Annotated in this window: 19 protein-coding genes; 6 read left to right on the top strand and 13 right to left on the bottom strand. The window is 66.4% G+C overall.

The genetic code is table 11. The features are described 5' to 3' along the window. Nucleotides 1-10: 10 nt before the first annotated feature. From phaC (MF6396_RS05295) to gshB, 13 genes are all read right to left on the bottom strand, one after another. Nucleotides 11-1,693 carry a class II poly(R)-hydroxyalkanoic acid synthase gene (phaC, locus tag MF6396_RS05295; protein ID WP_078479839.1) on the bottom strand — a complete coding sequence of 561 codons (1,683 nt, stop codon included), beginning with the start codon at nt 1,691-1,693 and terminating at the stop codon, nt 11-13. Nucleotides 1,694-1,811: 118 nt separating this feature from the next. Beyond that, a complete protein-coding gene (gene phaZ / locus MF6396_RS05300) occupies nt 1,812-2,663 on the bottom strand; it encodes a poly(3-hydroxyalkanoate) depolymerase (RefSeq protein WP_043862152.1) in 852 nt (283 codons plus the stop codon). Nucleotides 2,664-2,720: 57 nt separating this feature from the next. Next, nucleotides 2,721-4,400, bottom strand: a complete 1,680-nt coding sequence (phaC, locus tag MF6396_RS05305; protein ID WP_078479840.1) for a class II poly(R)-hydroxyalkanoic acid synthase — start codon at nt 4,398-4,400, stop codon at nt 2,721-2,723. Nucleotides 4,401-4,750: 350 nt separating this feature from the next. Next, the gene (locus MF6396_RS05310; RefSeq protein WP_078479841.1) at nt 4,751-5,128 is read right to left on the bottom strand and encodes a gamma-butyrobetaine hydroxylase-like domain-containing protein; all 378 of its coding nucleotides are present in this window, start codon (nt 5,126-5,128) and stop codon (nt 4,751-4,753) included. 101 nt (nt 5,129-5,229) lie between these two features. Continuing rightward, nucleotides 5,230-6,567, bottom strand: a complete 1,338-nt coding sequence (gene hslU / locus MF6396_RS05315) for an ATP-dependent protease ATPase subunit HslU (protein ID WP_054915767.1) — start codon at nt 6,565-6,567, stop codon at nt 5,230-5,232. A gap of 77 nt (nt 6,568-6,644) precedes the next feature. Continuing rightward, the gene (gene hslV / locus MF6396_RS05320) at nt 6,645-7,175 is read right to left on the bottom strand and encodes an ATP-dependent protease subunit HslV (protein WP_078479842.1); all 531 of its coding nucleotides are present in this window, start codon (nt 7,173-7,175) and stop codon (nt 6,645-6,647) included. 143 nt (nt 7,176-7,318) lie between these two features. After that, a complete protein-coding gene (locus MF6396_RS05325) occupies nt 7,319-8,590 on the bottom strand; it encodes a dihydroorotase (protein ID WP_078479843.1) in 1,272 nt (423 codons plus the stop codon). Beyond that, nucleotides 8,587-9,591 (bottom strand): aspartate carbamoyltransferase catalytic subunit, encoded by a 1,005-nt coding sequence (locus MF6396_RS05330; protein ID WP_078479844.1) that lies wholly within the window; start codon nt 9,589-9,591, stop codon nt 8,587-8,589. The genes MF6396_RS05325 and MF6396_RS05330 overlap by 4 nt, the downstream gene beginning before the upstream one ends. 12 nt (nt 9,592-9,603) lie before the next feature. Further along, the gene (gene pyrR, locus MF6396_RS05335) at nt 9,604-10,122 is read right to left on the bottom strand and encodes a bifunctional pyr operon transcriptional regulator/uracil phosphoribosyltransferase PyrR (protein ID WP_078479845.1); all 519 of its coding nucleotides are present in this window, start codon (nt 10,120-10,122) and stop codon (nt 9,604-9,606) included. Between the two features lie 59 nt (nt 10,123-10,181). Then, nucleotides 10,182-10,616, bottom strand: a complete 435-nt coding sequence (gene ruvX, locus MF6396_RS05340) for a Holliday junction resolvase RuvX (protein WP_043862145.1) — start codon at nt 10,614-10,616, stop codon at nt 10,182-10,184. Beyond that, a complete protein-coding gene (locus MF6396_RS05345) occupies nt 10,616-11,185 on the bottom strand; it encodes a YqgE/AlgH family protein (RefSeq protein WP_043862144.1) in 570 nt (189 codons plus the stop codon). Before MF6396_RS05345 ends, ruvX begins: the two co-directional genes overlap by 1 nt. A gap of 781 nt (nt 11,186-11,966) precedes the next feature. Then, on the bottom strand, nt 11,967-12,872 hold the full coding sequence (locus MF6396_RS05350; protein ID WP_043862143.1) for an energy transducer TonB: 906 nt from the start codon (nt 12,870-12,872) through the stop codon (nt 11,967-11,969). A gap of 99 nt (nt 12,873-12,971) precedes the next feature. Beyond that, nucleotides 12,972-13,925 (bottom strand): glutathione synthase, encoded by a 954-nt coding sequence (gene gshB, locus MF6396_RS05355; RefSeq protein ID WP_043862142.1) that lies wholly within the window; start codon nt 13,923-13,925, stop codon nt 12,972-12,974. Nucleotides 13,926-14,135: 210 nt separating this feature from the next. On the opposite strand from gshB, the gene pilG reads away from it, so the two are divergent. The 6 genes from pilG to MF6396_RS05385 are packed head-to-tail and all read left to right on the top strand — an operon-like array spanning nt 14,136 to nt 23,386. Continuing rightward, nucleotides 14,136-14,546: a twitching motility response regulator PilG gene (gene pilG, locus MF6396_RS05360; RefSeq protein WP_043862141.1), complete on the top strand. Its 411-nt coding sequence runs from the start codon at nt 14,136-14,138 to the stop codon at nt 14,544-14,546. 48 nt (nt 14,547-14,594) lie between these two features. Beyond that, nucleotides 14,595-14,960 carry a twitching motility response regulator PilH gene (gene pilH, locus MF6396_RS05365; RefSeq protein WP_043862140.1) on the top strand — a complete coding sequence of 122 codons (366 nt, stop codon included), beginning with the start codon at nt 14,595-14,597 and terminating at the stop codon, nt 14,958-14,960. After that, nucleotides 14,957-15,511: a chemotaxis protein CheW gene (locus tag MF6396_RS05370; protein ID WP_078479846.1), complete on the top strand. Its 555-nt coding sequence runs from the start codon at nt 14,957-14,959 to the stop codon at nt 15,509-15,511. Before pilH ends, MF6396_RS05370 begins: the two co-directional genes overlap by 4 nt. Nucleotides 15,512-15,526: 15 nt before the next feature. After that, nucleotides 15,527-17,575, top strand: a complete 2,049-nt coding sequence (locus MF6396_RS05375; protein ID WP_043862138.1) for a methyl-accepting chemotaxis protein — start codon at nt 15,527-15,529, stop codon at nt 17,573-17,575. Between the two features lie 17 nt (nt 17,576-17,592). Then, on the top strand, nt 17,593-22,929 hold the full coding sequence (locus MF6396_RS05380; RefSeq protein WP_443217194.1) for an Hpt domain-containing protein: 5,337 nt from the start codon (nt 17,593-17,595) through the stop codon (nt 22,927-22,929). Beyond that, nucleotides 22,922-23,386 (top strand): chemotaxis protein CheW, encoded by a 465-nt coding sequence (locus tag MF6396_RS05385; protein ID WP_043862137.1) that lies wholly within the window; start codon nt 22,922-22,924, stop codon nt 23,384-23,386. Before MF6396_RS05380 ends, MF6396_RS05385 begins: the two co-directional genes overlap by 8 nt. Nucleotides 23,387-23,388 lie beyond the last annotated feature (2 nt).

Genomic DNA, 23,388 nt, shown 5'->3' on the forward strand with positions numbered 1-23,388 from the left:
TTCTTCTTGCTCAGCGCACCAGCACGTAGGTGCCGGGTGCGGGGTCCATGGGAGGGTAATTGGCGCTGCCCAGCGACAGGCGGGTTTCGCGCTGCGCACCGGAGCGCGCCTGTATCCAGTCGAGCCACTGCGGCCACCAGCTGCCCTCGACCTTCTGCGCATCGTGGTACCAGGCCCGCGGGTCGCTGCTCAGCCTGGGGTTCTCGACAAAATGCGCCTTGGGGTGGCCCGGCGGGTTGAGGATGCTCTGCACATGCCCGCTGTTGGCCAGCACGAAGCGCCGTTCGCCGCCCAGCAGCAGGGCCGAGCGGTACACCGCGTCCCACGGGGTGATGTGGTCGTTGCTGCCGGCCACGTGGAAGCTGTCCACCGTGACCTTGTGCAGGTCGATCGGCGTGCCGCACACCTCGAGGCCGTCGGCGTGCGTCAGCGGGTTGAATTTGAAGAAGTCCAGCAGATCGCCGTGCAGCGCGGCCGGCAGGCGGCTGTTGTCGTTGTTCCAGTACAGGATGTCGAATGCCGGGGGCGCCTTGCCCAGCAGGTAGTTGTTGACGAAGTAGTTCCAGATCAGGTCGTTGGGGCGCATCCAGGCGAACACCCGTGCCATCTCGCGGCCCTCCAGCACGCCCTGCTGGTAGGAGCGGCGCTTGGCCGCCTCCAGGGTCTGCTCGTCGGCGAACAGGCTGGCGGGGCTGTCGAACTGGCTGTCGAGCAGGCTGACCAGGTAAGTGGCGCTGTGCACCCGGCGCATCTGGCGCTTGGCCTGCAGGTGGCCCTGCAGGGCCGCGATGGTCAACCCGCCGGCACAGGCGCCAAGCAGGTTGACGTCGCGGCTGCCGGTGATCGAGCGGCACACGTTCATGGCTTCCTCGACCGCCGCCACGTAGCTCGACAGGCCCCATTCGCGATGCCGGGCGTCGGGGTTGCGCCAGCTGATCATGAAGGTCTGCAGGCCGTTCTTGAGGGCATACTGCACAAAGCTGTTGGTCGGGCTGAGGTCGAAGATGTAGAACTTGTTGATCTGCGGCGGCACCACCAGCAGGGGCCGGGCGTACTGTTTTTCGCTCATCGGGCGGTACTGGATCAGCTCCAGCAGCTCGTTGCGAAACACCACCGCGCCGGCGGTGCTGGCCAGGTTCCTGCCCACCTCGAAGGCGTCCGGGTTGACCTGGCGTGGCAGGCCGTCGTTGTGGCGCAGGTCGTCGAGCAGGTGGTTCAAGCCGCGCACCAGGCTCAGCCCGCCGGAGTTCAGCAGCTCCTTGACCGCCGCCGGGTTGAGCAGGGTGTTGCTGGGCGACATTGCATCGTTGAGCAGCGAGAACACGAAGTGCGCGCGGGCGCGGTCATCGTCGTCCAGCTGGCTCTCGTCGATCCACTGGCAGGTCTGCTGCTGCCAGGCCAGGTAGGCCTGCAGGCCGCGTCGGTACAGCGGGTTGAGCTGCCAGGCCGGGTCGTTGAAGCGGGTGTCGCGTGGCGAGGGCTGGTAGGGGGTATCGCCCAGCATCACGCGCCCCAGCTGGCCACCCAGCGCCAGCAGGTGGCGCGCCGTGTGCAGCGGGTGACGCAGGCCGTGGCGCCCCAGCTGGTGCACCGTCGACAGCAGGTCGCGACCGCGCAGGCCACTGATGGCGCTGCGCACGTTGAGATAGGCAGCGGGGGTCGGTACCCCGGGCTTCGCGGGCTTGTCTTTCATCCAGGCAACACTCCGTCGTCAGGCCATCAACCAATGTTTCAATGCAAGAGCGACACCAACCCGAACTGGCGCTGACATGCCCCGGCGCTCCTGCCGGGGGTGCAAGCGATAGAGGTGCTCAAGCGCTCGGGGCGGGCCGTGGATGCATGACGGCGCGTTGGCGCTCCTGCTGCAGGAATTTCATGATGATCGGGGCAACGGCTTCGGCCCGGGTGATCAGGAACAAGTGACCGTCGTCGATTATGTGTAGCTGGGCATTGGGAATTCGCCAGGCCAGCAGGCGCATATTGATCAGCGGGATCAGCGGGTCGTCGTCGCCGGCCAGCACCAGGGTCGGCTGCTGGATCTTGTGCAGCCAGTGAATGCTGGTCCAGCCCATGCCGGCGAACAGCTGCCAGTAATAGCCCAGCTTGCCCGAGGAACGCACCTTGGCCGCATGCGACGCGGCCAGGTTCGGGTCGCGGCGAAAGGCCCCGCCGTAGATTTCCGGGGCGATGCGGATCACGTGGGACGGCTGTATGTAGCGCCTGGGGCTGGCCATCAGCCACAGCACCCGTGGCTTGCCCGGCACCATCACCGCACCGGCGGCGGTGGCCGCCAGCACCAGCTTCTTGCAGCGCTCGGGGTAATCGTGGGCGAACTGCTGGGCCAGCGCTCCGCCCCACGACACGCCGATGGCATTGACCTGCCCGTAGTCGAGGTAGTCGAGCATGCGCGCCGTCAGCTTGGCCAGCCCGGGAAAGCGGTAGGGCCGGCGCGGTGTCGACGAACCGCCCACGCCGGGCACGTCGAAGGCGATCACTTCAAGGTCCGGGTCCAGCGCATCGATGAACGGGAACACCAGCTCCAGGTTGGCGCCGATACCGTTGAAGATCAGCAGCGGCGTGAGGTGCGGCTTGCCGGGGCGAACGGCCGTGCGGATGGACTGGCCATCGAGCTCGACGGTTCTGAAGAGATACGGTTGCGGCATGCGCGAGCCCTGTCGTGAGTAGCAGCGCCGCCTTGCCTGCGGCGGCGCCGGGTGTTTTCAGCGTTCGTGGACGTAGGTGCCGGGCGACGCTTCGGCGCTCGGGTAGGCCTTGTTGCCCAGCTTGGCGGGTGCCGGCTTGAGTGCGACGGAGCGCTCGGCCAGCCACGCCTGCCAGTACAGCCACCAGGAATCGGTGTGCTTGGTGGAGTTCTCCTGCCAGTCGTCGGCCTGGGCCGGCATCTCGCTGCTGGTCATGTAGCGCGACTTGGGGTTGCCCGGCGGGTTGAGGATGCTCTGGATATGCCCGCTGTTGGACAGCAGGAACTCGACCTTGCCGCCGAACAGCTGCGCCGACTTGTAGCAGGACTTCCATGGGGTGATGTGATCGTTGGTGCCGGCCACGCTGAAGATGTCGGTGGTGACCTGGCTCAGGTCGATCGGCGTGCCGCACACTTCCAGTGCACCGGGACGCACCAGCGGGTTGTTCTTGAACATTTCGATCAGGTCGCCGTGGAAGGCGGCGGGCAGGCGCGTGGTGTCGTTGTTCCAGAACAGGATGTCGAACACCGGCGGCTCGTTGCCGAGCAGGTAGTTGTTGACCCAGTAGTTCCAGATCAGGTCGTTGGGGCGCATCCAGGCGAACACCTTGGCCATGTCGCGCCCTTCGAGCACACCGGCCTGGTAGGAATGGCGCTTGGCCGACTCCAGGGTCTGCTCGTCGACGAACAGCGCCACCTGGGTGTCGAGGGTGGTGTCGAGCACGCTCACCAGCAGGGTCAGGGCATTGACCTTCTTCTCGCCCAGTGCCGCGTAGTGGCCCACCAGCGCGGTGCAGGTGATGCCGCCGGAGCAGGCACCGAGCATGTTCAGGTCCTTGCTGCCGGTGATAGCCAGCACCACGTCGACGGCCTCCTTGAGCGCATCGATGTAGGTCGACAGGCCCCACTCGCGCTGGGACTTGTTGGGGTTGCGCCAGCTCACGATGAAGGTCTGCACCGTGGAGCGCAGGCAGAAGCGCGCCAGGCTCTTTTCCGGGCTGAGGTCGAAGACGTAGAACTTGTTGATCTGCGGCGGTACCACCAGCAGCGGCTTTTCGTGCACCTGCTCGGTGATCGGGCGGTACTGGATCAGCTCCAGCACGTCGTTGCGAAACACCACGGCGCCCTCGGTGGTGGCCAGGTTCTTGCCCACCTCGAAGGCGTCCATGTTGACCTGGCTGGGCATGCCGCCGTTGTGCACCATGTCCTTGGCCAGGTGCGACAGGCCGTCGAGCAGGCTCTTGCCACCGGTTTCGAAGAAGCGCTTGACCGCTGCCGGGTTGGCCGCGCTGTTGGTGGGGGCCATGGCCTCGGTCATCAGGTTGATGACGAAGTGCGCGCGGCTGATGTCCTGCTCCGACAGGTTGCTGTTGCCGATCCAGTCGTGCAGTTCCTTGCGCCAGGCCAGGTAGGTCTGCAGGTAGCGGCGGTACAGCGGGTTCTGGCTCCAGGCCGGGTCGCTGAAGCGGCGGTCGTCGCCCTCCGGCTGCAGGCCGGACTTGCCGAAGATCACGTCCTTGAGCTGCAGGCCGAAATGCGCGACGTGCTTGGCACTGTGCAGCGGTTGCTTGATGGCCTGACGCAGCACCATCCGGGCCGAAGACAGCAAATCCTTTCGGCGCAGGCCAATGATGGGGCTCAGGCCCAGGGTGTTTTCAGAGGCTTGGCGCTGCAGGTCATCGTTGTTCTTGTTACTCATCTACGACGCTCCGTTGTCCTGAGACGAGTACCGGCTGGGCTGTGGGCGTTGCACAGACGAATGCCTGGTACTACTGCTCGGGTGACCAGTGATAACGAACTGCGGTCCTGCGACCGGATGCGCGACGGTGATGAGCCCTGCGGGTTTATGCGTGTGAAGACAACCTGCTTTCGCTCGCGACCTCGGCATACCGGCCAGACCCTGCATCAACCCGCCCATGCAGGGTACTTGCCATATCCATTGGTTACCCGACTTTCATGGAATGCGCAAGCCGGCCAATCGCTGGCCGGCGCACGGGCATTCAAGCAAATAGAATTAGAAAATGCGCTCTAAAACGTCGGAGTGCCGGGCTAGAGCATCAGCTTGACGATCGACTCGGAAGGGTCGCGGGATTTGCCGGCCTTGGCCAGTTCGTCGAGGTACTCGGCCCACAGCTGGTCCTGGCGCAGGCATAGCTGTTCGAGGTATTCCCAGGTGAACAGGCCGCTGTCGTGGCCGTCGTCGAAGGTGAGCTTGAGCGCGTACTGCCCGGCGGGCTCGAGCTGGCTCAGGCCGACGCCGAGCTTGCCAAATTGTAAGATCGGATTGCCGTGGCCCTGGACCTCGGCGGAAGGGGAGTGCACGCGCAGAAATTCGGCGGGCAGGTGATACACCTCGTCGGGCCCGTAGGTCAGGCTCAGGGTCTTGGAGGCTTTGTGCAGATTGATGGCGTTAGGCAGACGGGGCATGGCTATAAGGCTCTTGGGCTTCAAGCTGCAAGCTACAAGCTGCAGGAGAAGGCGTCCAGCACCTCCGGCCTGCAGCTCGCCGCTTGGCGCTTGCCGCTGAGCTACAGAATGTAGCGCGACAGATCTTCGTTCTGTGCCAATTCGCCCAGGTGGCTGTTGACGTACTCGGCGTCGATGCGGATCGGCGCTTCGCTGTGGGCGCTGGCCAGGTCGCCGGCGCTGAACGACACCTCTTCGAGCAGGCGCTCGAGCAGGGTGTGCAGGCGACGGGCACCGATGTTCTCGGTCTTCTCGTTGACCTGCCAGGCGATCTCGGCCAGGCGCTTGATGCCGTCGGCAGCGAACTCGATGTTCAGCCCCTCGGTCTTGAGCAGCTCGCGGTACTGCTCGGTGAGCGAGGCATGCGGTTCGCTGAGGATGCGCTCGAAGTCTTCCGGGCTCAGGGCCTTGAGTTCGACACGGATCGGCAGACGACCCTGCAGCTCGGGCACCAGGTCGCTCGGCTTGCTCAGGTGGAACGCACCGGAGGCGATGAACAGGATGTGGTCGGTCTTGACCATGCCCAGCTTGGTATTGACCGTGCAACCTTCGATCAGCGGCAGCAGGTCGCGCTGCACGCCTTCACGGGACACATCGGCGCCACCGACGTTGCCGCGCTTGGCTACCTTGTCGATCTCGTCGATGAACACGATACCGTGCTGCTCGACCGCCTCGAGGGCCTTGGCCTTGAGTTCTTCCTCGTTGACCAGGCGCCCGGCTTCCTCGTCGCGCACCAGCTTGAGCGCTTCCTTGACCTTGAGCTTGCGGCTCTTCTTCTTGCCCTTGCCCATGTTGGCGAACAGGTTCTGCAGCTGGTTGGTCATCTCTTCCATGCCCGGCGGCGCGGAAATGTCGACGCCGACCGCTTCGGCCACCTCGATCTCGATTTCCTTGTCGTCCAGCTGGCCTTCACGCAGGCGCTTGCGGAAAAGCTGGCGGGTGTTGGAATCGCTGCTGTTGACCGGGTCTTCGTTGAAGCCGGTGCGGGCCGGAGGCAGCAGTGCATCGAGGATGCGCTCTTCGGCGGCGTCTTCGGCACGGTGGCGCACGCGCACGATCTCCTGCTCGCGCAGCAGCTTGATCGCGGCGTCGGCCAGGTCGCGGATGATCGACTCGACGTCACGGCCCACATAGCCCACTTCAGTGAACTTGGTGGCTTCGACCTTGATGAACGGCGCGTTGGCCAGCTTGGCCAGGCGACGGGCGATTTCGGTCTTGCCCACGCCGGTGGGGCCGATCATCAGGATGTTCTTGGGGGTGACTTCCACGCGCAGCTCTTCGGGCAGCTGCATGCGGCGCCAGCGGTTGCGCAGGGCGATGGCGACGGCGCGCTTGGCATCGTCCTGGCCGATGATGTGGCGGTTGAGTTCGTGGACGATTTCGCGGGGGGTCATGGACATAATGGTCGATGGTCCTGTGGGCAAGTGTTCAGCGTGGAAAAGCCCGACCGTCGGGGTCGGGCGCCAGAACAGCTGAATTACTCGGCCAGGTCCTGCTCCTCGATGGTCAGGTTGTGGTTGGTGAACACGCAGATGTCGCCGGCGATGTTCAGTGCGGTCTCGGCGATTTCGCGAGCCGACAGGTCGGTTTTCTGCAGCAGGGCGCGTGCGGCGGCCTGGGCGTAGGCGCCGCCGGAACCCATGGCGATCAGGCCGTCTTCGGGTTCGACGACGTCACCGTTGCCGGTGATGATCAAGGAGGCGTCCTTGTTGGCCACGGCCAGCATGGCTTCCAGACGGCTCAGCGAGCGGTCGGTACGCCATTCCTTGGCCAGCTCGACGGCGGCGCGAATGAGGTGGCCCTGGTGTTTTTCGAGCTGGCCTTCGAAGCGCTCGAACAGGGTGAAGGCGTCGGCGGTGGCACCGGGGAAGCCGGCGATGACCGGGCCGTGGTACAGGCGACGAACCTTCTTGGCGTTGCCTTTCATCACGGTATTGCCGAGGGAAACCTGGCCGTCGCCGCCCATGACGACTTTGCCGTGGCGACGAACTGAAACGATGGTGGTCAAGGGAGAGTCTCCACGCAGCGAGGCGAAAATGCCTGATGCAGACTCATATGGGGGTGGGGGGAAAGATTTCAACCTTTGCGGCCCCTTCGCCGGCAAGCCGGCTCCTATCGGTAGGAGCCGGCCTTGCCGGCGAAGGGTTTGACTCAGGCTTCGTGGCTGATGTGCCCGTCAACCAGGGTGTAACGCACCGCACCCGGCAGGCAGTGCCCGATGAACGGGCAGTTTTCGCCCTTGGAGCGCCATTGTTCGCCAGCCACGGTCGAGGCCTGCGGGTCGAACAGCACCAGGTCTGCCGCCGCACCCACCTGCAACTGCCCGGCCGGCAGGCGCAGGGCCACCGCAGGGCCTGCAGACAAACGCTGCAACAAGGTTGCCAGGTCGAGCAGGCCGTCCTCGACCAGTGTCATCGCCAGCGGCAGCAGCAACTCGACGCTGCTGATGCCCGGTTCGGTGGCACCGAACGGCGCCAGCTTGGCGTCGCGCTCATGCGGCTGGTGATGGCTGGAAATCGCCTGGATCACGCCCCGCTTGACCGCATCACGCAGGCCGTCGCGGTCGGCGCGGGTGCGCAGCGGCGGTTGCACGTGGTACAGGCTGGAGAAGTCGCGCAGCGCCTCGTCGGTGAGGATCAACTGGTACAGCGCCACATCCGCCGTCACCGGCAGGCCGCGGGCCTGGGCCTGTTCGATCAGCTTGGCGCCACGGGCGCTGGTCAGCTGGCTGAAGTGCGCACGCACGCCGGTCTGTTCCACCAGCAGCAGGTCGCGGGCCAGGGCCACGGTCTCGGCGGTTTCCGGAATGCCCGGCAGGCCGAGGAAACTGGCCATCGCGCCCTCGTGGGCGAGGCCGCCCTGGGCCAGGTCGCGGTCCTGGGAATGGAAGATCACCGTCAGGTCGAAGGTGGCCGCGTAGTCCAGCGCGCGGGCCAGGGTGCGGGTGTTGGTGAAGCTGTTCAGGCCGTTGCCGAAGGCCACGCAGCCGGCATCGCGCAGGGCGATCAGCTCGGCCAGTTGCTCGCCTTCCAGGCCCTTGCTCAAGGCGCCGATCGGGTACACCTTGCTGTGCCCGGCTTCACGGGCGCGGTCCAGGATCAGCTCGGTGACTGCCGAGGTGTCGAGCACCGGCCGGGTCTGCGGCGGGCAGCACAGGCTGGTCACGCCACCGGCGGCGGCGGCGCGGGTTTCGCTGGCGATGCTGCCCTTGCGGCTGTAGCCGGGCTCGCGCAGGGCAACGCTCAGGTCGACCAGGCCGGGCGCGGCCACCAGGCCGGTGGCGTCCAGGGTACGGGCGGGCTTGAAGCCGGCCGGGGCAGCGCCGATGGCGACGATCTTGCCGGCGTCGATGTGCAGGTCGCCGACCTGGTCCAGGCCGCTGGTTGGGTCGATGACACGGGCGCCGAGGATACTCAGGCTCACTGGGCGTTCTCCTGCTCGAATTGACGTTGCGCGGTCTGCCCGCTCATGGCCATGGACAACACCGCCATGCGCACGGCGATGCCGTAGGTGACCTGGTTGAGGATCACCGAGTGGGCGCCGTCGGCCACGGCCGACTCGATTTCCACGCCACGGTTGATCGGCCCGGGGTGCATCACGATGGCATCGGGCTTGGCCCCGGTCAGGCGTGCGGTGGTCAGGCCGAACAGACGGTAGAACTCGCCCTCGCTGGGCAGCAGGCCGCCGGTCATGCGCTCACGCTGCAGGCGCAGCATGATCACCACGTCGACGTCCTTCAGGCCTTGCTCCAGGTCGGTGTAGACCTTCACGCCGTACTGTTCGATGCCGATCGGCAGCAGGGTCTTGGGGCCGATCACGCGGATGTCCGGGCAACCCAGGGTTTTCAGCGCGAGCATGTTCGAGCGCGCCACCCGCGAGTGCAGGATGTCGCCGACGATGGCCACCGAGAGGTTCTCGAAGCCGCCCTTGTGGCGACGAATGGTCAGCATGTCGAGCATGCCCTGGGTGGGGTGCGCGTGGCGCCCGTCGCCACCGTTGATGATCGCCACCTCCGGGCACACGTGCTCGGCGATGAAGTGCGCGGCGCCCGAGTCGGCGTGGCGCACCACGAACATGTCGGCGGCCATGGCTTCAAGGTTGCGCAGGGTGTCGAACAGGGTCTCGCCCTTGCTGGTGGAGGAGGTCGACACGTTCAGCGTGATCACGTCGGCCGACAGCCGCTGGGCGGCCAGTTCGAAGGTGGTGCGGGTACGCGTGGAGTTCTCGAAGAACACGTTGCACACGGTCTTGCCGCGCAGCAGCGGGACTTTCTTGACCGCACGCGCGCCGACTTCGAGAAACGAGTCGGCCGTGTCGAGAATTTCGGTCAGCAGTTCGCGGGGCAAACCGTCGAGCGAGAGGAAGTGGCGCAGCTGGCCCTGGTCATTGAGCTGCAGCGGGCGCTTGGCGTCGATTGGCGTCATCGCGGGGGACTCTTAAAGGGCGGAAGCGGAAGCGAGGTCCTGGCGCTCGAGTTCGAGCGGCGCGGGGCCGGACAATTTTACCCGTTCATGGGCTTGCAGCGACAGGGTGGCGCCCACCACGTTTGGCCGGATCGGCAGTTCGCCGGCATCCAGGTCCAGCAGACACACCAGGGTCACGCTGGCCGGGCGGCCATAGTCGAACAGTTCGTTGAGGGCGGCGCGGATGGTGCGCCCGCTCATCAGCACGTCGTCCACCAGTACCAGGTGCTGGCCTTCGATCTCGAACGGCAGCTCGGACGGGCGCACCTGCGGGTGCAGGCCGTTCTGGCTGAAGTCGTCGCGGTAGAACGACACGTCGAGGGTGCCCCGCGGCGAATCGCTGCCCAGCTCGGCCAGCAGCGCCTGGGCCACCCATACGCCGCCGGTGCGGATGCCGATGAAGCGCGGTTCGGCGATGGCGCGGCGTTGCAGGTGGGCGCGAAGGTCAACGGCCATCTGCCGGATCAGTTCGGCGGGGTTGGGTAGGCTCATGCTTGCTCCTCAAGAGGCCGGGGCAGAGAGCTGGCCCGGCGTGTAACCGATGGTCGGGTTCAGGCCTGTTCGGCGTGGGCGTCGAGCCAGCCTTGCAGCAGCAGGGCGGCGGCAATCGCGTCCACCGGGTTGTCGCGGTAGCTGCCACGCTGGCCGCCACGGGCCATGCGTTCGCCCTTGGCCTCGAAGGTGGTCAGGCGCTCGTCGTGGGTGTAGGCCGGCACGTTGAAGCGGCCGTTCAGGCGTCGGGCGAATTTCTCGGCGCGCGCGCTCATTTCGCTGGGCGTGCCGTCCATGTTCAGCGGCAGGCCGACGACTACCGCGTCGGGTTGCCATTCCTTGAACAGTTTTTCCACCTGGGCCCAGTCGGGTGCGCCGTTCTGCGCCTTCAGGGTGCACAGCTCGCGGGCCTGGCCGGTGATCACCTGGCCGACGGCGACGCCGATCTGCTTGGTGCCGTAGTCGAAGCCCAGCAGCAGTTTGAGCGCCGCCATCAGGCGTGCCCCGCCTGGCTGGTGAGCAGGCTGAGGTTGATGCCCAGGCTGGCTGCGGCGGCTTCGAGGCGTTGCTCGCAGGCCATGCCGAAGATGATCTCGGGGTCGAACGGGCAGTTGAGCCAGGCGTTGTCGGCCAGTTCCGCTTCCAACTGCCCGGCTTCCCAGCCGGCGTAGCCCAGGGTGATCAGGCTCTGCGCCGGGCCCACGCCGTCGGCGATGGCGAACAGCACGTCCTGCGAGGTCGACAGGGCCAGCCCGTCGAGCTGGACGGTGGCCTGGAAGGTCTTGTCGTTGGTGTGCAGCACAAAACCGCGGTCGGTCTGTACCGGGCCGCCGATATGGATAGGCACGTGGATGCAGCGGGCCGGCGGCTCGGTGTCCGGGCGCAGCTGCTCGAGGATATCGGCCAGGTTCAGCTCCTGCGGGCGATTGACCACCAGCCCCATGGCACCGTTGGCATTGTGCTCGACGATGTAGGTCAGGGTGTGGGCAAAGTTCGGGTCGGCCATGTGCGGCATGGCAATCAGGAACTGATGCTTGAGGTAACTCGGGCTGAGGTTTTTCATGGGGGTTAGTGTGGCGGCGAGCGGCCACGCTGACAAGGTGCGTGTCGAGCCTGCGGGCCGATTATGCCTGTTTCTTGGCGGTGCTAATCGGCACGGGCTGCTGTGTGAGGCGCTAGTTATGTGACCCTGCGGTTGCTGATGTCGCGGCACTGCGCTGCTTTTTGAAGCGGGTACATTTTTTTCGCGGCGACCTACAACTGGTAACTGTGTCAGGTGACAGGTGGTTTGGATCAACTCATAGTCTCACCGCAAACCGAGCATTTGGCTTATCTAAAGGAGAAGTGCAATGATCACTCGGATGTCTATCAACGAAGCAATCGGAAATTTCTTTACTAGTGAGGTAACGCTTACAGGACGCGGTGACCCCGATCGCGCTTATCTGGTCTGTGTCAGTGGGACCGGAGAATACTGCGGCAAGGGTAAGACGTACGACAATGGGTGTTTCACGATTACCTTCAAGCCACCTGGCCCAAACCCTCACCATGGCTACCAATTTACGGTTAGGCATCTTGAAGACGATGGCACAGTAGGCAACAACCTGAACTGGTCTACTGCCGTCAACAACCCACTCGAAGGTTAATGATCTGACATGGCGAGTTGAAACTCTTCTCACTGTCTAGCAGTTGAGGCATGCCTCGCAGTTATTGTAAGTGCTGGTCCTGCTTCAATTTCGCGACAACATTTTTTGTTGGCCAGCTTCGGTAGTTTTGATTACGAACACTCGTACTTACAGGTGTTACTTGAGCCGCTTGACGATGTCAGGCGAGTACACCTTCGGCGATCAGTTGCTCGACAACCGATCCCCACGGGCGAAGCGCCACGTTCGAACAATTTCCAGCCGATCGATATCCGACAGGTCCCCGGTGAACGGCGCAAACGGCGCCGCCAGCCTCACGATGCGCTGCGCCGCCTGGTCCAGCAGCGGCTGCCCGGAAGATTCGAGCACCAGCACCTCGTACAGCGAACCGTCATGGTTGATCGACACCAACAGGCGCAAACTGCCGTAGATCTGCTGGCGGCGGGCCTCGTCCGGGTAGTTGAGGTTGCCGATGCGCTCGACCTTCTTGCGCCATTCATCCTTGTACCAGGCGCCCTTGTCGCGCATGGTCGAAGCCGCGCTCAGGCGGTGGATGCGCGGGCGCTTGGCATACAGCTGCTGTTCGTTGGCCAGCTCCGCCTCGAGGCTGGCGATCTGGCTGGACAGGTCGGCGCTGTCGAACGTCGGCGTGGCCGCCTTGGGTTGCACCTTGGGCTGCTGCTCCTTGGGGCGGGTCTCGACCTTCTGCGGCTTGGGCCTGGTGGTGGCCACCACTGCCTTGGGCGGGGCCGGCTGGGGCGCCACTTCGGGCTTCGCGGCCGGGGGCGGCGTCACCTTGTTGATCTTGCTGTCCTGGAACGGGGCAATCTCGGTGGTTTTGGGCACCGCCTTCTTGTCCAGCGTGCCGCTGCCCTGCTGGTTGTCCTGCGCCAGGTAATCGGCCTTCTTCGGCGGTGCCTCGCTCTTGAAGGTGGCCAGGGTGATTTCCATGGTGCGGCGGATTTCTTCAGGCTTGGCGAAGGTAAACCCCAGGCCCAGGATCAGCGCCAGGTGCAGCAGCGCCGCCAGGAACAGGGTAAAGCCCAGCCGGTCCGCCGCGCGGACACGGGGCGGGGCAAAATCGGCAGGAAGGTCGGCAGGAAGCGTCATCGATTATCCAGCAGCCGGGGCAGGGCCGGCGCAGCGGGGTGCCAGTCGAGAATGGACCGGCATGATACCCCACAACGCGGGCCCGCCACTTGTCGGCGGTCAGCGTGCCTTGAGCTTGCGATCAATGGCGTCCATCAGCTGCGCGCCGATTTGCGTGCCGTAGGCGTTGTCGATTTCGCGGATGCAGGTGGGGCTGGTCACGTTGATTTCGGTCAGGTGCTCGCCGATCACGTCCAGGCCGACGAACAACAGGCCCTTCTCGCGCAGGGTCGGGCCCACCTGGGCGGCGATCCAGCGGTCGCGCTCGGTCAGCTCGCGGGCCTCGCCACGACCGCCGGCGGCCAGGTTGCCGCGGGTTTCGCCGCTGGCCGGGATGCGCGCCAGGCAGTACGGCACCGGCTCGCCGTCGATCATCAGGATGCGCTTGTCGCCGTCCTTGATCGCCGGCAGGTAGGCCTGCGCCATGATCTGCTGGGTGCCCAGGGCGGTCAGGGTCTCGAGGATCACCGACAGGTTGGGGTCGCCCACGCGGTGGCGGAAGATCGAGGTGCCGCCCATGCCGTCCAGCGGCTTGAGGATCACGTCGCCGTGCTTGGCGGCGAATTCGCGGATGATGTCCGGGCGCCGGCTCACCAGGGTTGGCGGCGTGCACTGCGGGAACAGCGTGGCGAACAGCTTCTCGTTGCAGTCGCGCAGGCTCTGCGGACGGTTGACCACCAGCACCCCGGCGGCCTCGGCCTGCTCCAGCAGGTAGGTGCTGTAGACGAACTCCATGTCGAAGGGCGGGTCCTTGCGCATCAGGATCACGTCCAGCTCGCTCAGCGCGGCGTCGGTCTCGGCCTCCAGCTCGAACCAGTGCTCGGGGTCGGCGAACACCTTGAGCGGGCGCATGCGGGCACGGGCCACGCCTTCGCTCTGGTACAGGTCGTGCTGCTCCATGTAGAACAGCGACCAGCCACGGGCCTGGGCGGCCAGCAACATGGCCAGCGAGCTGTCCTTCTTGTAGGAGATCTGCGCGATGGGGTCCATGACAATCCCGAGGCGAACGCTCATGGGGTATTTCCTCTCGGCGGCGTGCTGCCGCAGTGGCTCGAATTGAAGTGCGTCAGGGTGGCGCCCGGCGGGCTGGCGGTCAAGGGGAAACGTCAGCCGGCAGGCATCGGCGCAGGGCGCGGCGAGGCTCGATGGAATGCACCCCCAGAGTGTGCTAAAAAGGCCTGGCACGTGGCCTGCAAGGCCCTTCCAGGCGATGGTAGAGCAATTATGGTACAGCCCGACACGGCGTTGAAGGTGATGGTGATCGATGACTCCAAGACGATTCGCAGCACTGCCGAAAAGCTGCTGGGCGAAGCCGGTTGCGAAGTCGTCACCGCAGTCGACGGTTTCGACGCCCTGGGCAAGATCGTCGACCACACCCCGGGGATCATCTTCGTCGATGTGCTGATGCCGCGCCTCGATGGCTACCAAACCTGCCTGCTGATCAAGCAGAACAGCGCGTTCAAGGACATCCCGGTGATCATGCTGTCGTCGCGCGACGGCCTGTTCGACAAGGCGCTCAGCCGCCAGGTGGGCTCTGATCAATTTCTGACCAAACCTTTCAGCAAGGAAGAACTGCTGGATGCGATCCGCGCCCATGTGCCGGGTTTCGCCGCAGAAGAACAACCCGCACCCTGACGCCGCCGCCCTCCTGGCCGCGGCGTCATGCCTTTATTGGGGAACAGCATGGCCCGAGTTCTGATCGTCGACGATTCGCCGACCGAAATGTACAAACTGACCGGAATGCTCGAAAAGCACGGGCACCAGGTGCTCAAGGCCGAGAACGGCGCCGATGGCGTGGCCCTGGCCCGCCAGGAAAAGCCCGATGCGGTGCTGATGGACATCGTGATGCCCGGCATGAACGGTTTCCAGGCGACCCGTCAGTTGAGCAAGGACGACGTCACCAAGGGCATCCCGGTGATCATCGTCACCACCAAGGACCAGGAAACCGACAAGGTCTGGGGCCAGCGCCAGGGCGCCAGCGACTACCTGACCAAGCCGGTGGACGAAGACACCCTGATCCAGGTCCTGAACAAAGTTCTCAAGGCTTGACCACGCGGCGCATGGGCGAATCGCTGACCGCCTTCGAGCTGTTGCTCGAAATCGACCGGCGCTGTCGCCTGCTGGCGGCCGACCTGCCATTGCAGGAAACCCGCCTGCAGACCTGGAGCGGCATCGGCTTTCGCATGGCCGAACACTGGTTCGTGGCGCCCATGGGCGAGGTCGCCGAGGTGCTGCAGGAACCCCGGCTCAGCCGCATTCCCGGGGTCAAGCCATGGGTGGCGGGGGTGGCCAACCTGCGCGGGCGGCTGTTGCCGGTGATGGACCTGTGCGGTTTTCTCGGCCTGGGCCTGTCGGTGGTGCGCAAGCAGCGGCGGGTGCTGGTGCTGGACCACGAGGAGCTGTTCGCCGGGCTGCTGGTGGACGAAGTGGTGGGCCTGCAGCACTTTGCCCTGCACGGCCTGGAGCTGTCGCCGCCGGCGCCGCTGCTGCCGGCTGCGGCCCCCTTCGTGCAGGGGCACTTTCAGCGCGAGCACTGCTGGGGCATTTTCAGCCCCTTCGCCCTGGCCCAGGCGCCAGGCTTTCTCGATGTGGCGTTGTAAAGGGATGCCAGACCTGTGACCAAGTTCAAGACCCGCCCCTCGGTACAAGGCTCGCGCAGCAGCGCGCAGATCGCTGCACTGTTCATCGTGCTGATCCTGTCGATCATTCTGCTGTTCGCCAACTTCGCCTACCTCAATACCCAGGCCAACTACGACAAGCAATACATCGGCCATGCCGGCGAGCTGCGCGTGCTGTCCCAGCGCATCGCCAAGAACGCCACCGAGGCCGCCGCCGGCAAGGCCGTGGCGTTCAAGCTGCTCAACGATGCGCGCAACGATTTCGAACAGCGCTGGGGTTACCTGAAAAAAGGCGACCCGGCCACCGGCCTGCCGTCGGCCCCGGTGGCGGTACGCGGCGAGATGGATGCAGTGCAACGCGACTGGGAGAGCCTGCGCAAGAGCACCGACGCGATCCTGGCCAGCGAGCAGACCGTGCTGTCGCTGCACCAGGTGGCCGCGACTCTGGCCGAGACCGTGCCGCAGTTGCAGGTCGAGTACGAAAAGGTGGTGGAGATCCTGCTGCAAAGTGGCGCCCCCGCCAGCCAGGTGGCGGTGGCCCAGCGCCAGTCGCTGCTGGCCGAGCGCATCCTGGGCTCGGTCAACACCGTGCTGGCCGGCGACGACACCGCGGTGCAGGCCGCCGATGCCTTCGGCCGCGATGCCAGCCGCTTCGGCCAGGTGCTCGACGGCATGCTCGGCGGCGCGCCGTCGATCCAGGTCACCCGCGTCCAGGACCCGGATGCCCGTGCGCGCCTGGCCGAGATCGCCGAGCTGTTCCAGTTTGTCGCAGGCTCCGTCGACGAGATTCTTGAAACCTCGCCCGAGCTGTTTCGCGTGCGCGAGGCGGCCGGCAGCATCTTCAGCCTGTCGCAGACATTGCTCGACGAAGCCTCGCACCTGGCCAACGGCTTCGAGAACCTGGCCTCCGGGCGCACCCTGGATACCGTCGGCGGCTACGTGCTGGGCCTGCTGGCGCTGGCCTCGATCATCCTGATCGGGCTGGTGATGGTGCGCGAAACCAATCGCCAGCTCAGCGAAACCGCCGAAACCAACGAACGCAACCAGCAGGCGATCATGCGCCTGCTCAACGAGATCCAGGAACTGGCCGACGGCAACCTGACCGTCACCGCTTCGGTCACCGAGGACTTCACCGGGGCCATCGCCGACTCCATCAACTATTCCATCGACCAGTTGCGCGACCTGGTGGCGACCATCAACCTCAGCGCCGAGGAAGTCGCCAGCGCGGTGCAGGAGACCCAGACCACCGCACACCTGCTGGCCAAGGCCTCCGAGCACCAGGCCCAGCAGATCACCGATGCGTCGATTGCGGTGGGCGACATGGCCGAGTCCATCGACAGGGTGTCGGGGCACGCCTACGAGTCGGCCAAGGTGGCCGAGCGCTCGGTGGCCATTGCCAACAAGGGCAACGAGGTGGTGCACAACACCATCAACGGCATGGACAACATCCGCGAGCAGATCCAGGACACTGCCAAGCGCATCAAGCGCCTGGGCGAGTCGTCCCAGGAAATCGGCGACATCGTCAGCCTGATCGACGACATTGCCGACCAGACCAACATCCTCGCCCTCAACGCGGCGATCCAGGCGTCGATGGCCGGCGAGGCCGGGCGCGGCTTTGCGGTGGTGGCCGACGAGGTGCAGCGCCTGGCCGAGCGCTCATCCTCGGCCACGCGCCAGATCGAGGCGCTGGTGCGCGCGATCCAGGCCGACACCAACGAGGCGGTCATCTCCATGGAGCAGACCACCGCCGAAGTGGTGCGCGGGGCGCGTCTGGCGCAGGATGCCGGGGTGGCGCTGGCCGAAATCGAGGGTGTATCGCAGACCCTGGCCGAACTGATCCACAGCATTTCCGATGCCGCGCAGTTGCAGACCTCGTCGGCCGGGCAGATCTCCCACACCATGGCGGTGATCCAGCAGATCACCTCGCAGACCTCGTCCGGCTCGACCGCCACCGCCGAGAGCATCGGCAACCTGGCGCGCATGGCCAGCGAGATGCGCCGTTCGGTGTCGGGCTTCACCTTGCCGCCAACCACGGAGCCGCGCTGACCGGCGCGTGGGACTTTATGGCTACTAAAGTGCGTATCGCCGAGCGCCACGACAAGGTGGCCCTGGCCTGGGTCAAGGGCCCCATCGACGACTGCCTGGCCCAGGCCCGCCAGGCGTTGGAGCAGTTTGCCGGCGACGCTGGCGACAGCCAGGTGCTGGAGCGTTTCGACGCGCCGCTGCGCCAGGTGCGCGGCTGCCTGCAGATGCTCGAGCTGGAAGGTGCGGCCTTGCTGACCCGTGAAATGCAGCAGCTGGCCCAGGCCCTGGGCGAAGGCCGCGTGGCCTCTCGCGGTGACGCGCTGGGCGCGTTGTTCAGGGCGCTGGAGCAGTTGCCGCAGTACCTGCAACGCCTGCGCGGCCCCCGGCACGAGCTGCCGTTGCTGGTGCTGCCACTGCTCAACCCGTTGCGTGCCGCGCGTGGCGCGCCGGCGCTGGCCCAGGCCAGCCTGCCGGGCGAGCAGGCCGTCGCCGAGCCCGCTGCGGGGCTAGGCCTGAGCCTCGGCGCGCTGCGGGACCCGCTTGAGGCGGTGCCGGGGCGCGATGCGATGCGTTCGGTGGTGCTGGCAGTGCGCGAAGACCTGGTGCGCATCAAGGAGCAACTGGACCTGTTCGTGCGCAGCGACCGCCAGCAGGTCGAGGCGCTGGCCCCGCTGCTGGCGCCGTTGCGCCAGATCGCCGATACCCTGGCGGTGCTCGGCTTCGGCCAGCCGCGCCGGGTGATCATCGACCAGGTGGCGGTGCTTCAGGCCCTGGCCCAGGGCCAGCGGGTGCCCGAGGATGCGCTGCTGATGGATGTTGCCGGGGCGCTGCTGTATGTCGAGGCGACCCTGGGCGGCATGGTGGGCTCGATCGAGTCGGTCAGCCAGGCCAGCGTACCCGGCACCGACCTGGACGACATTCGCCGACTGGTGCTGGACGAGGCCCACGGCGTGCTGCTGCAGGCCAAGGACCTGATCGCCGATTGCCTGGAGGCCGGCTGGGATCGCCTGCGCCTGCAACCGCTACCGGGGCTGTTCACGCAGATCCGCGGGGCGCTGGCGATGCTCATGCTGCCCCGGGCGGCGGCGCTGGTGCGGCGCTGCCATGATTACGTCGAGACCCACCTGCTGTACGCCGAGCGGCTGCCGGACAACGCCGCGCTCGATCACCTGGCCGATGCCCTGTGCAGCCTGGAACTGTACCTGCAATGGCGCGCCATCGACCCCCAGGCCGACCTGGACGAATGGCTCGAGCGCACCCAGCTGGCCCTGACCGCACTGGGGTTCCCGAGCCTGCCGCCGGCCCCGTCGGCACCCGCGCCTGCGCCCGAGATGCACGAGGCACCGCTGGACGACGAGCTGCGCGAGGTGTTCCTGGAGGAAGCCGAGGAGGTGCTGCAGCAGTTGCAACAGCACTGGGCGATATGGCGGGGCAACCCGGCGGCACGTGACGCGCTGGTGGAAATGCGCCGCGCCTTCCACACCCTCAAGGGCAGCGGCCGCATGGTGCGCGCCCAGGTGCTGGCCGAGCTTGCCTGGGCCGCCGAGCACCTGCTCAACCGCATGCTCGAAGGCCGCGTCGAAGCCAGCGGCGATGTGCTGGCCGGGCTCGAGCAGAGCATTGCGCTGCTGACGCCGTTGCTGGATGAATTCGCCCAGGCCCAGGCTCTGCCCCATGCCGAGGTCGAGCGCCTGGCCACGCGCCTGCATGCGCTGGCGATGAACGACCCGCTGGGCGTCACAGCCCCGGAGCCGGCCTTCGACCCGCGCCTGCTGGAGATCTTCCGCAACGAGGCGCAGACCCACCTGGCCAGTGTCGACGAGTTTCTGCAGGCCGCCGAGGCGCAGTTGCCGGTGCCGGTCAGCGACAGCCTGCAACGGGCGCTGCATACCCTCAAGGGCAGCGCCGCGATGGCCGGGGTGGTGCCGATCGCCGAGCTGGCCAGCGCACTGGACCTGCTGGCCCGCGAATTCAAGGCCCACCAGCTGGGCCTGGACCTTGACGAGCTGTACCTGCTGCAGATGGCCGAACCGCTGCTGCGCCGGGGCCTGGCACAGCTCGACAGCACCCCGCTGGCACCCATCGGCGGTGCCCGGACCCTCATCGAACAGATCGACCAGGTGGTTGCTGCGCGCCTGCAGGCACTGCGCGATGCGCCGAGCCAGGGCCTGCGGGTCAAGCGCGACCCGCAACTGATCGCCAGCTTCCTGGCCCAGGGCATGGACATCCTGCTGGACGCCGAAACCCTGTTGCAACGCTGGCAGGAGCACCCCGGCGAGCGCCAGGAGCTGACTGCGCTGCTGGATGAACTGACCACCCTGGGGCAGAGCGCGCACCTGGCCGACCTGTGGCAGGTGGACGAACTGTGCGAGGCGCTGCTGGACCTGTACGGCGCGGTGGAGGAGAGCAGCCTGGCGGTCAGCGAGCGCTTCTTCGGCGAGGCGCAACGGGCCCATGAAGCCCTGATCGACATGCTCGACCAGATTGCCGCCGGCCAGGAAGTGGACCCGCAACCGCAACGCCTGCACGCATTGCGCGAGCTGCTCGAGCAAGGCCTGGCGCCGGATGCCATGGGCCTGGTGCACAGCCAGGGCGAGCAGCCCGGACAGATCGCCGAACTGGGCGATGCCACCCGCGCGCTGCAACGCCAGGCGCACGACAGCGAGGTGGTCGAGCTGTTTCTGGAAGAAGCCCGCGACATCCTCGAAGGGGCCGACCAGGCCCTGGCGCGCTGGGCCGGCGACCCCGACAACGGCTCGGCACTGTCGTCGCTGCAGCGCGACCTGCAGACCCTCAAGGGTGGCGCACAGCTGGCGCAGGTGGGGGCGGTCGAGGTGCTGGCCCAGGAGCTGGAGTTGCTCTACGAAGGCCTGGTCGATCGCCGTTACCAGCCCGGCAACCTGTTGCCGGGCCTGCTGCGTGAAAGCCATGCGTTGCTCGGGCGTCTGCTCGAGCAGGTGCAGCAGGGACAGGCAACGGAGCTGGTGGTGGAACAGCTGGCAGCCCTGCGCGAGTTCCGTCACACCGCACCGGCACCCGAGCCCCAAGGCAAGCTGGCGGAGCCCCAGCGTCACGAGGGCGACAAGGAACTGCTGGAGATCTTTCTCGAGGAAGGCTTCGACATCGCCGAAAGTGCCGGTGCCGCGCTGCTGCGCTGGCAGGCCGACCCGCGCAACGGGGTGGAGGTGGAGAACCTGCTGCGCGACCTGCACACCCTCAAGGGCGGTGCGCGCATGGTCGAGATCGCGCCCATCGGCGACCTGGCCCATGAACTCGAATTCCTCTATGAACACCTGGCGGCCGGGCAGCTGCAACCCAGCCCGGCGCTGTTCAGCCTGCTGCAGAACTGCCATGACCGCCTGGCGCACATGCTCGATGCGGTGCGCCTGCACCAGCCGCTGCCCGCCGCCACGGCGCTGATCGACTATATCCGCAATTTCAGCAGTGCTGCCCTGAGCGACACCGCCGCCGCGACGCCCGGCGCCGAGGTGGCCCCGGTGGAAGTGGCGGCGCCGAGCCCGGAGCGTGCCCCGGCCGACATGGTCAAGGTAACGGCCGAGCTGCTCGACGACCTGGGCAACCTGGCGGGCGAGAACTCGATCATTCGCGGGCGCATCGAACAGCAGGTGAACGATGCACAGGTGGCCCTGGGCGAGATGGAAACCACGCTCGAGCGCATGCGCGACCAGCTGCGCCGGCTCGATACCGAGACCCAGGGGCGCATCCTCAGCCGCCAGCAGAGCGAAGGCGAGGCGCTGGGCTATGACGACTTCGACCCGTTGGAAATGGACCGTCATTCACAGTTGCAGCAGCTGTCGCGGGCCCTGTTCGAGTCGGCCTCCGATCTGCTGGACCTGAAGGAAACCCTGGCCGTGCGTGCCCATGACGCCTACAGCCTGCTGCAACAGCAGGCGCGGGTGAACAGCGAGTTGCAGGAAGGCCTGACGCGCACCCGCATGGTGCCGTTCGAGCGCCTGGTGCCGCGCCTGCAGCGGGTGGTGCGCCAGGTTGCCAGCGAGCTGGGCAAGCAGGTCGAGCTGGTGGTGGGCAATGCCGAGGGCGAGCTGGACCGCAGTGTGCTCGAACGCATGGTGGCGCCGCTGGAACACATGCTGCGCAACGCCGTCGACCACGGCATGGAAAACCGTGCGGCGCGCCTGGCGGCGGGCAAGCCGGAGCAGGGCACCATCGCCCTCAACCTGCTGCACGAAGGCGCCGATATCGTCATCGAAATGACCGACGATGGCGCCGGCGTGCCGCTGGAGGCGGTGCGGCAAAAGGCGATCAAGCGCGGCCTGCTGGACCCGGCCACCGAACTGAGCGACCACGAGGTGATGCAGTTCATCCTGCGGCCCGGGTTCTCCACTGCCGAGAAGATCACCCAGATTTCCGGGCGTGGCCTGGGCATGGACGTGGTGCACGAAGAGGTCAAGCAACTGGGCGGCTCGATGGTGATCAACTCGGTGCCGGGCAAGGGTGCGCGTTTTCTGATTCGCCTGCCGTTCACCGTGTCGGTCAATCGCGCACTGATGGTGAACTACGGCGAAGAACAGTACGCGGTGCCGCTGAACACCATCGAGGGCGTGGTCCGTGTACCGCCGGCCGAGCTCGAGGCCTGCTACCAGCTGGACCCGCCGTGCTACCGCTACGCCGGCCACCGTTATGAGCTGCGCTACCTCGGCGAACTGCTGCAGGGCGAGGTGCAGCCGCGCCTGCTGGGGCAGAGCCTGCCGCTGCCGGTACTGCTGGTGCAGGCCCACGACCAGCAGTTCGCCGTGCAGGTGGACAGCCTGGCGGCCAGCCGTGAAATCGTGGTCAAGAGCCTTGGCCCGCAGTTTGCCGCAGTGCACGGTCTGGCCGGGGCGACCCTGCTGGGCGATGGCCGCGTGGTACTGATTCTCGACCTGCTGGCGCAACTGCGTGCGCTGCACCTGCAGTTGTCCAAGGTGGCCCAGGGCGCCGCACGCCTGCGCCTGGAGCACCCTGGCAATGCCGCCGCACGTCCGTTGCTGGTGCTGGTGGTGGACGATTCGGTCACGGTGCGCAAGGTGACCGGGCGCCTGCTGGAGCGCCATGGCATGAACGTGCTGACGGCCAAGGATGGGGTCGATGCCATGAGTGTGCTGGCCGAACACCGTCCCGACATCCTGCTGCTGGACATCGAGATGCCACGCATGGACGGCTTCGAGGTGGCCACCCAGGTGCGCCAGGACCCGCACCTGAAGGACCTGCCGATCATCATGATCACCTCGCGTACCGGCCAGAAGCACCGCGACCGCGCCATGGCCATTGGCGTCAACGACTACCTGGGCAAGCCCTACCAGGAGTCGGTGCTGCTGCAGAGCATCGCCCGCTGGAGTACCCCGCATGCTTGAACAGACCCCTCGCAACAATCGGCGCAACACCCTCACCGGGCTGTTGCTGCCGTTGAGCGACCGCAGCCTGGTGCTGCCCAACGTGGCGGTGGCCGAGCTGATCGGCTACCAGCCGTGCACGCCCTTGCCGCATCAGCCGGCCTGGTTGCTGGGCTGGATCGACTGGCGCAGCCAGCGCCTGCCGCTGCTGAGCTTCGAGGCGGCCTGCGGTGGCCAGACCCAGGTTGGCGAGCGCGCGCGCATCGTGGTGCTCAATGCCCTGGGCGATACGCCGCGGCGTTTCTTCGCCCTGCTGGTGCAGGGCATACCGCGCACGTGCAAGCTCGACAGCCAGCTCAACTACGTCGATGTGCCGCTGGCGCCGCTGGAGCTGGCGGCGGTGCAGGTGGGCGAGCAGGTGGCGCGGGTACCGGACCTGCCCGGGCTGGAACAGCTGTTGCAGACGGCCGGGGCCTAGTA

Source organism: Pseudomonas sp. MF6396 (genome assembly GCF_002018915.1).
GTDB classification, from domain to species: domain Bacteria; phylum Pseudomonadota; class Gammaproteobacteria; order Pseudomonadales; family Pseudomonadaceae; genus Aquipseudomonas; species Aquipseudomonas palmensis.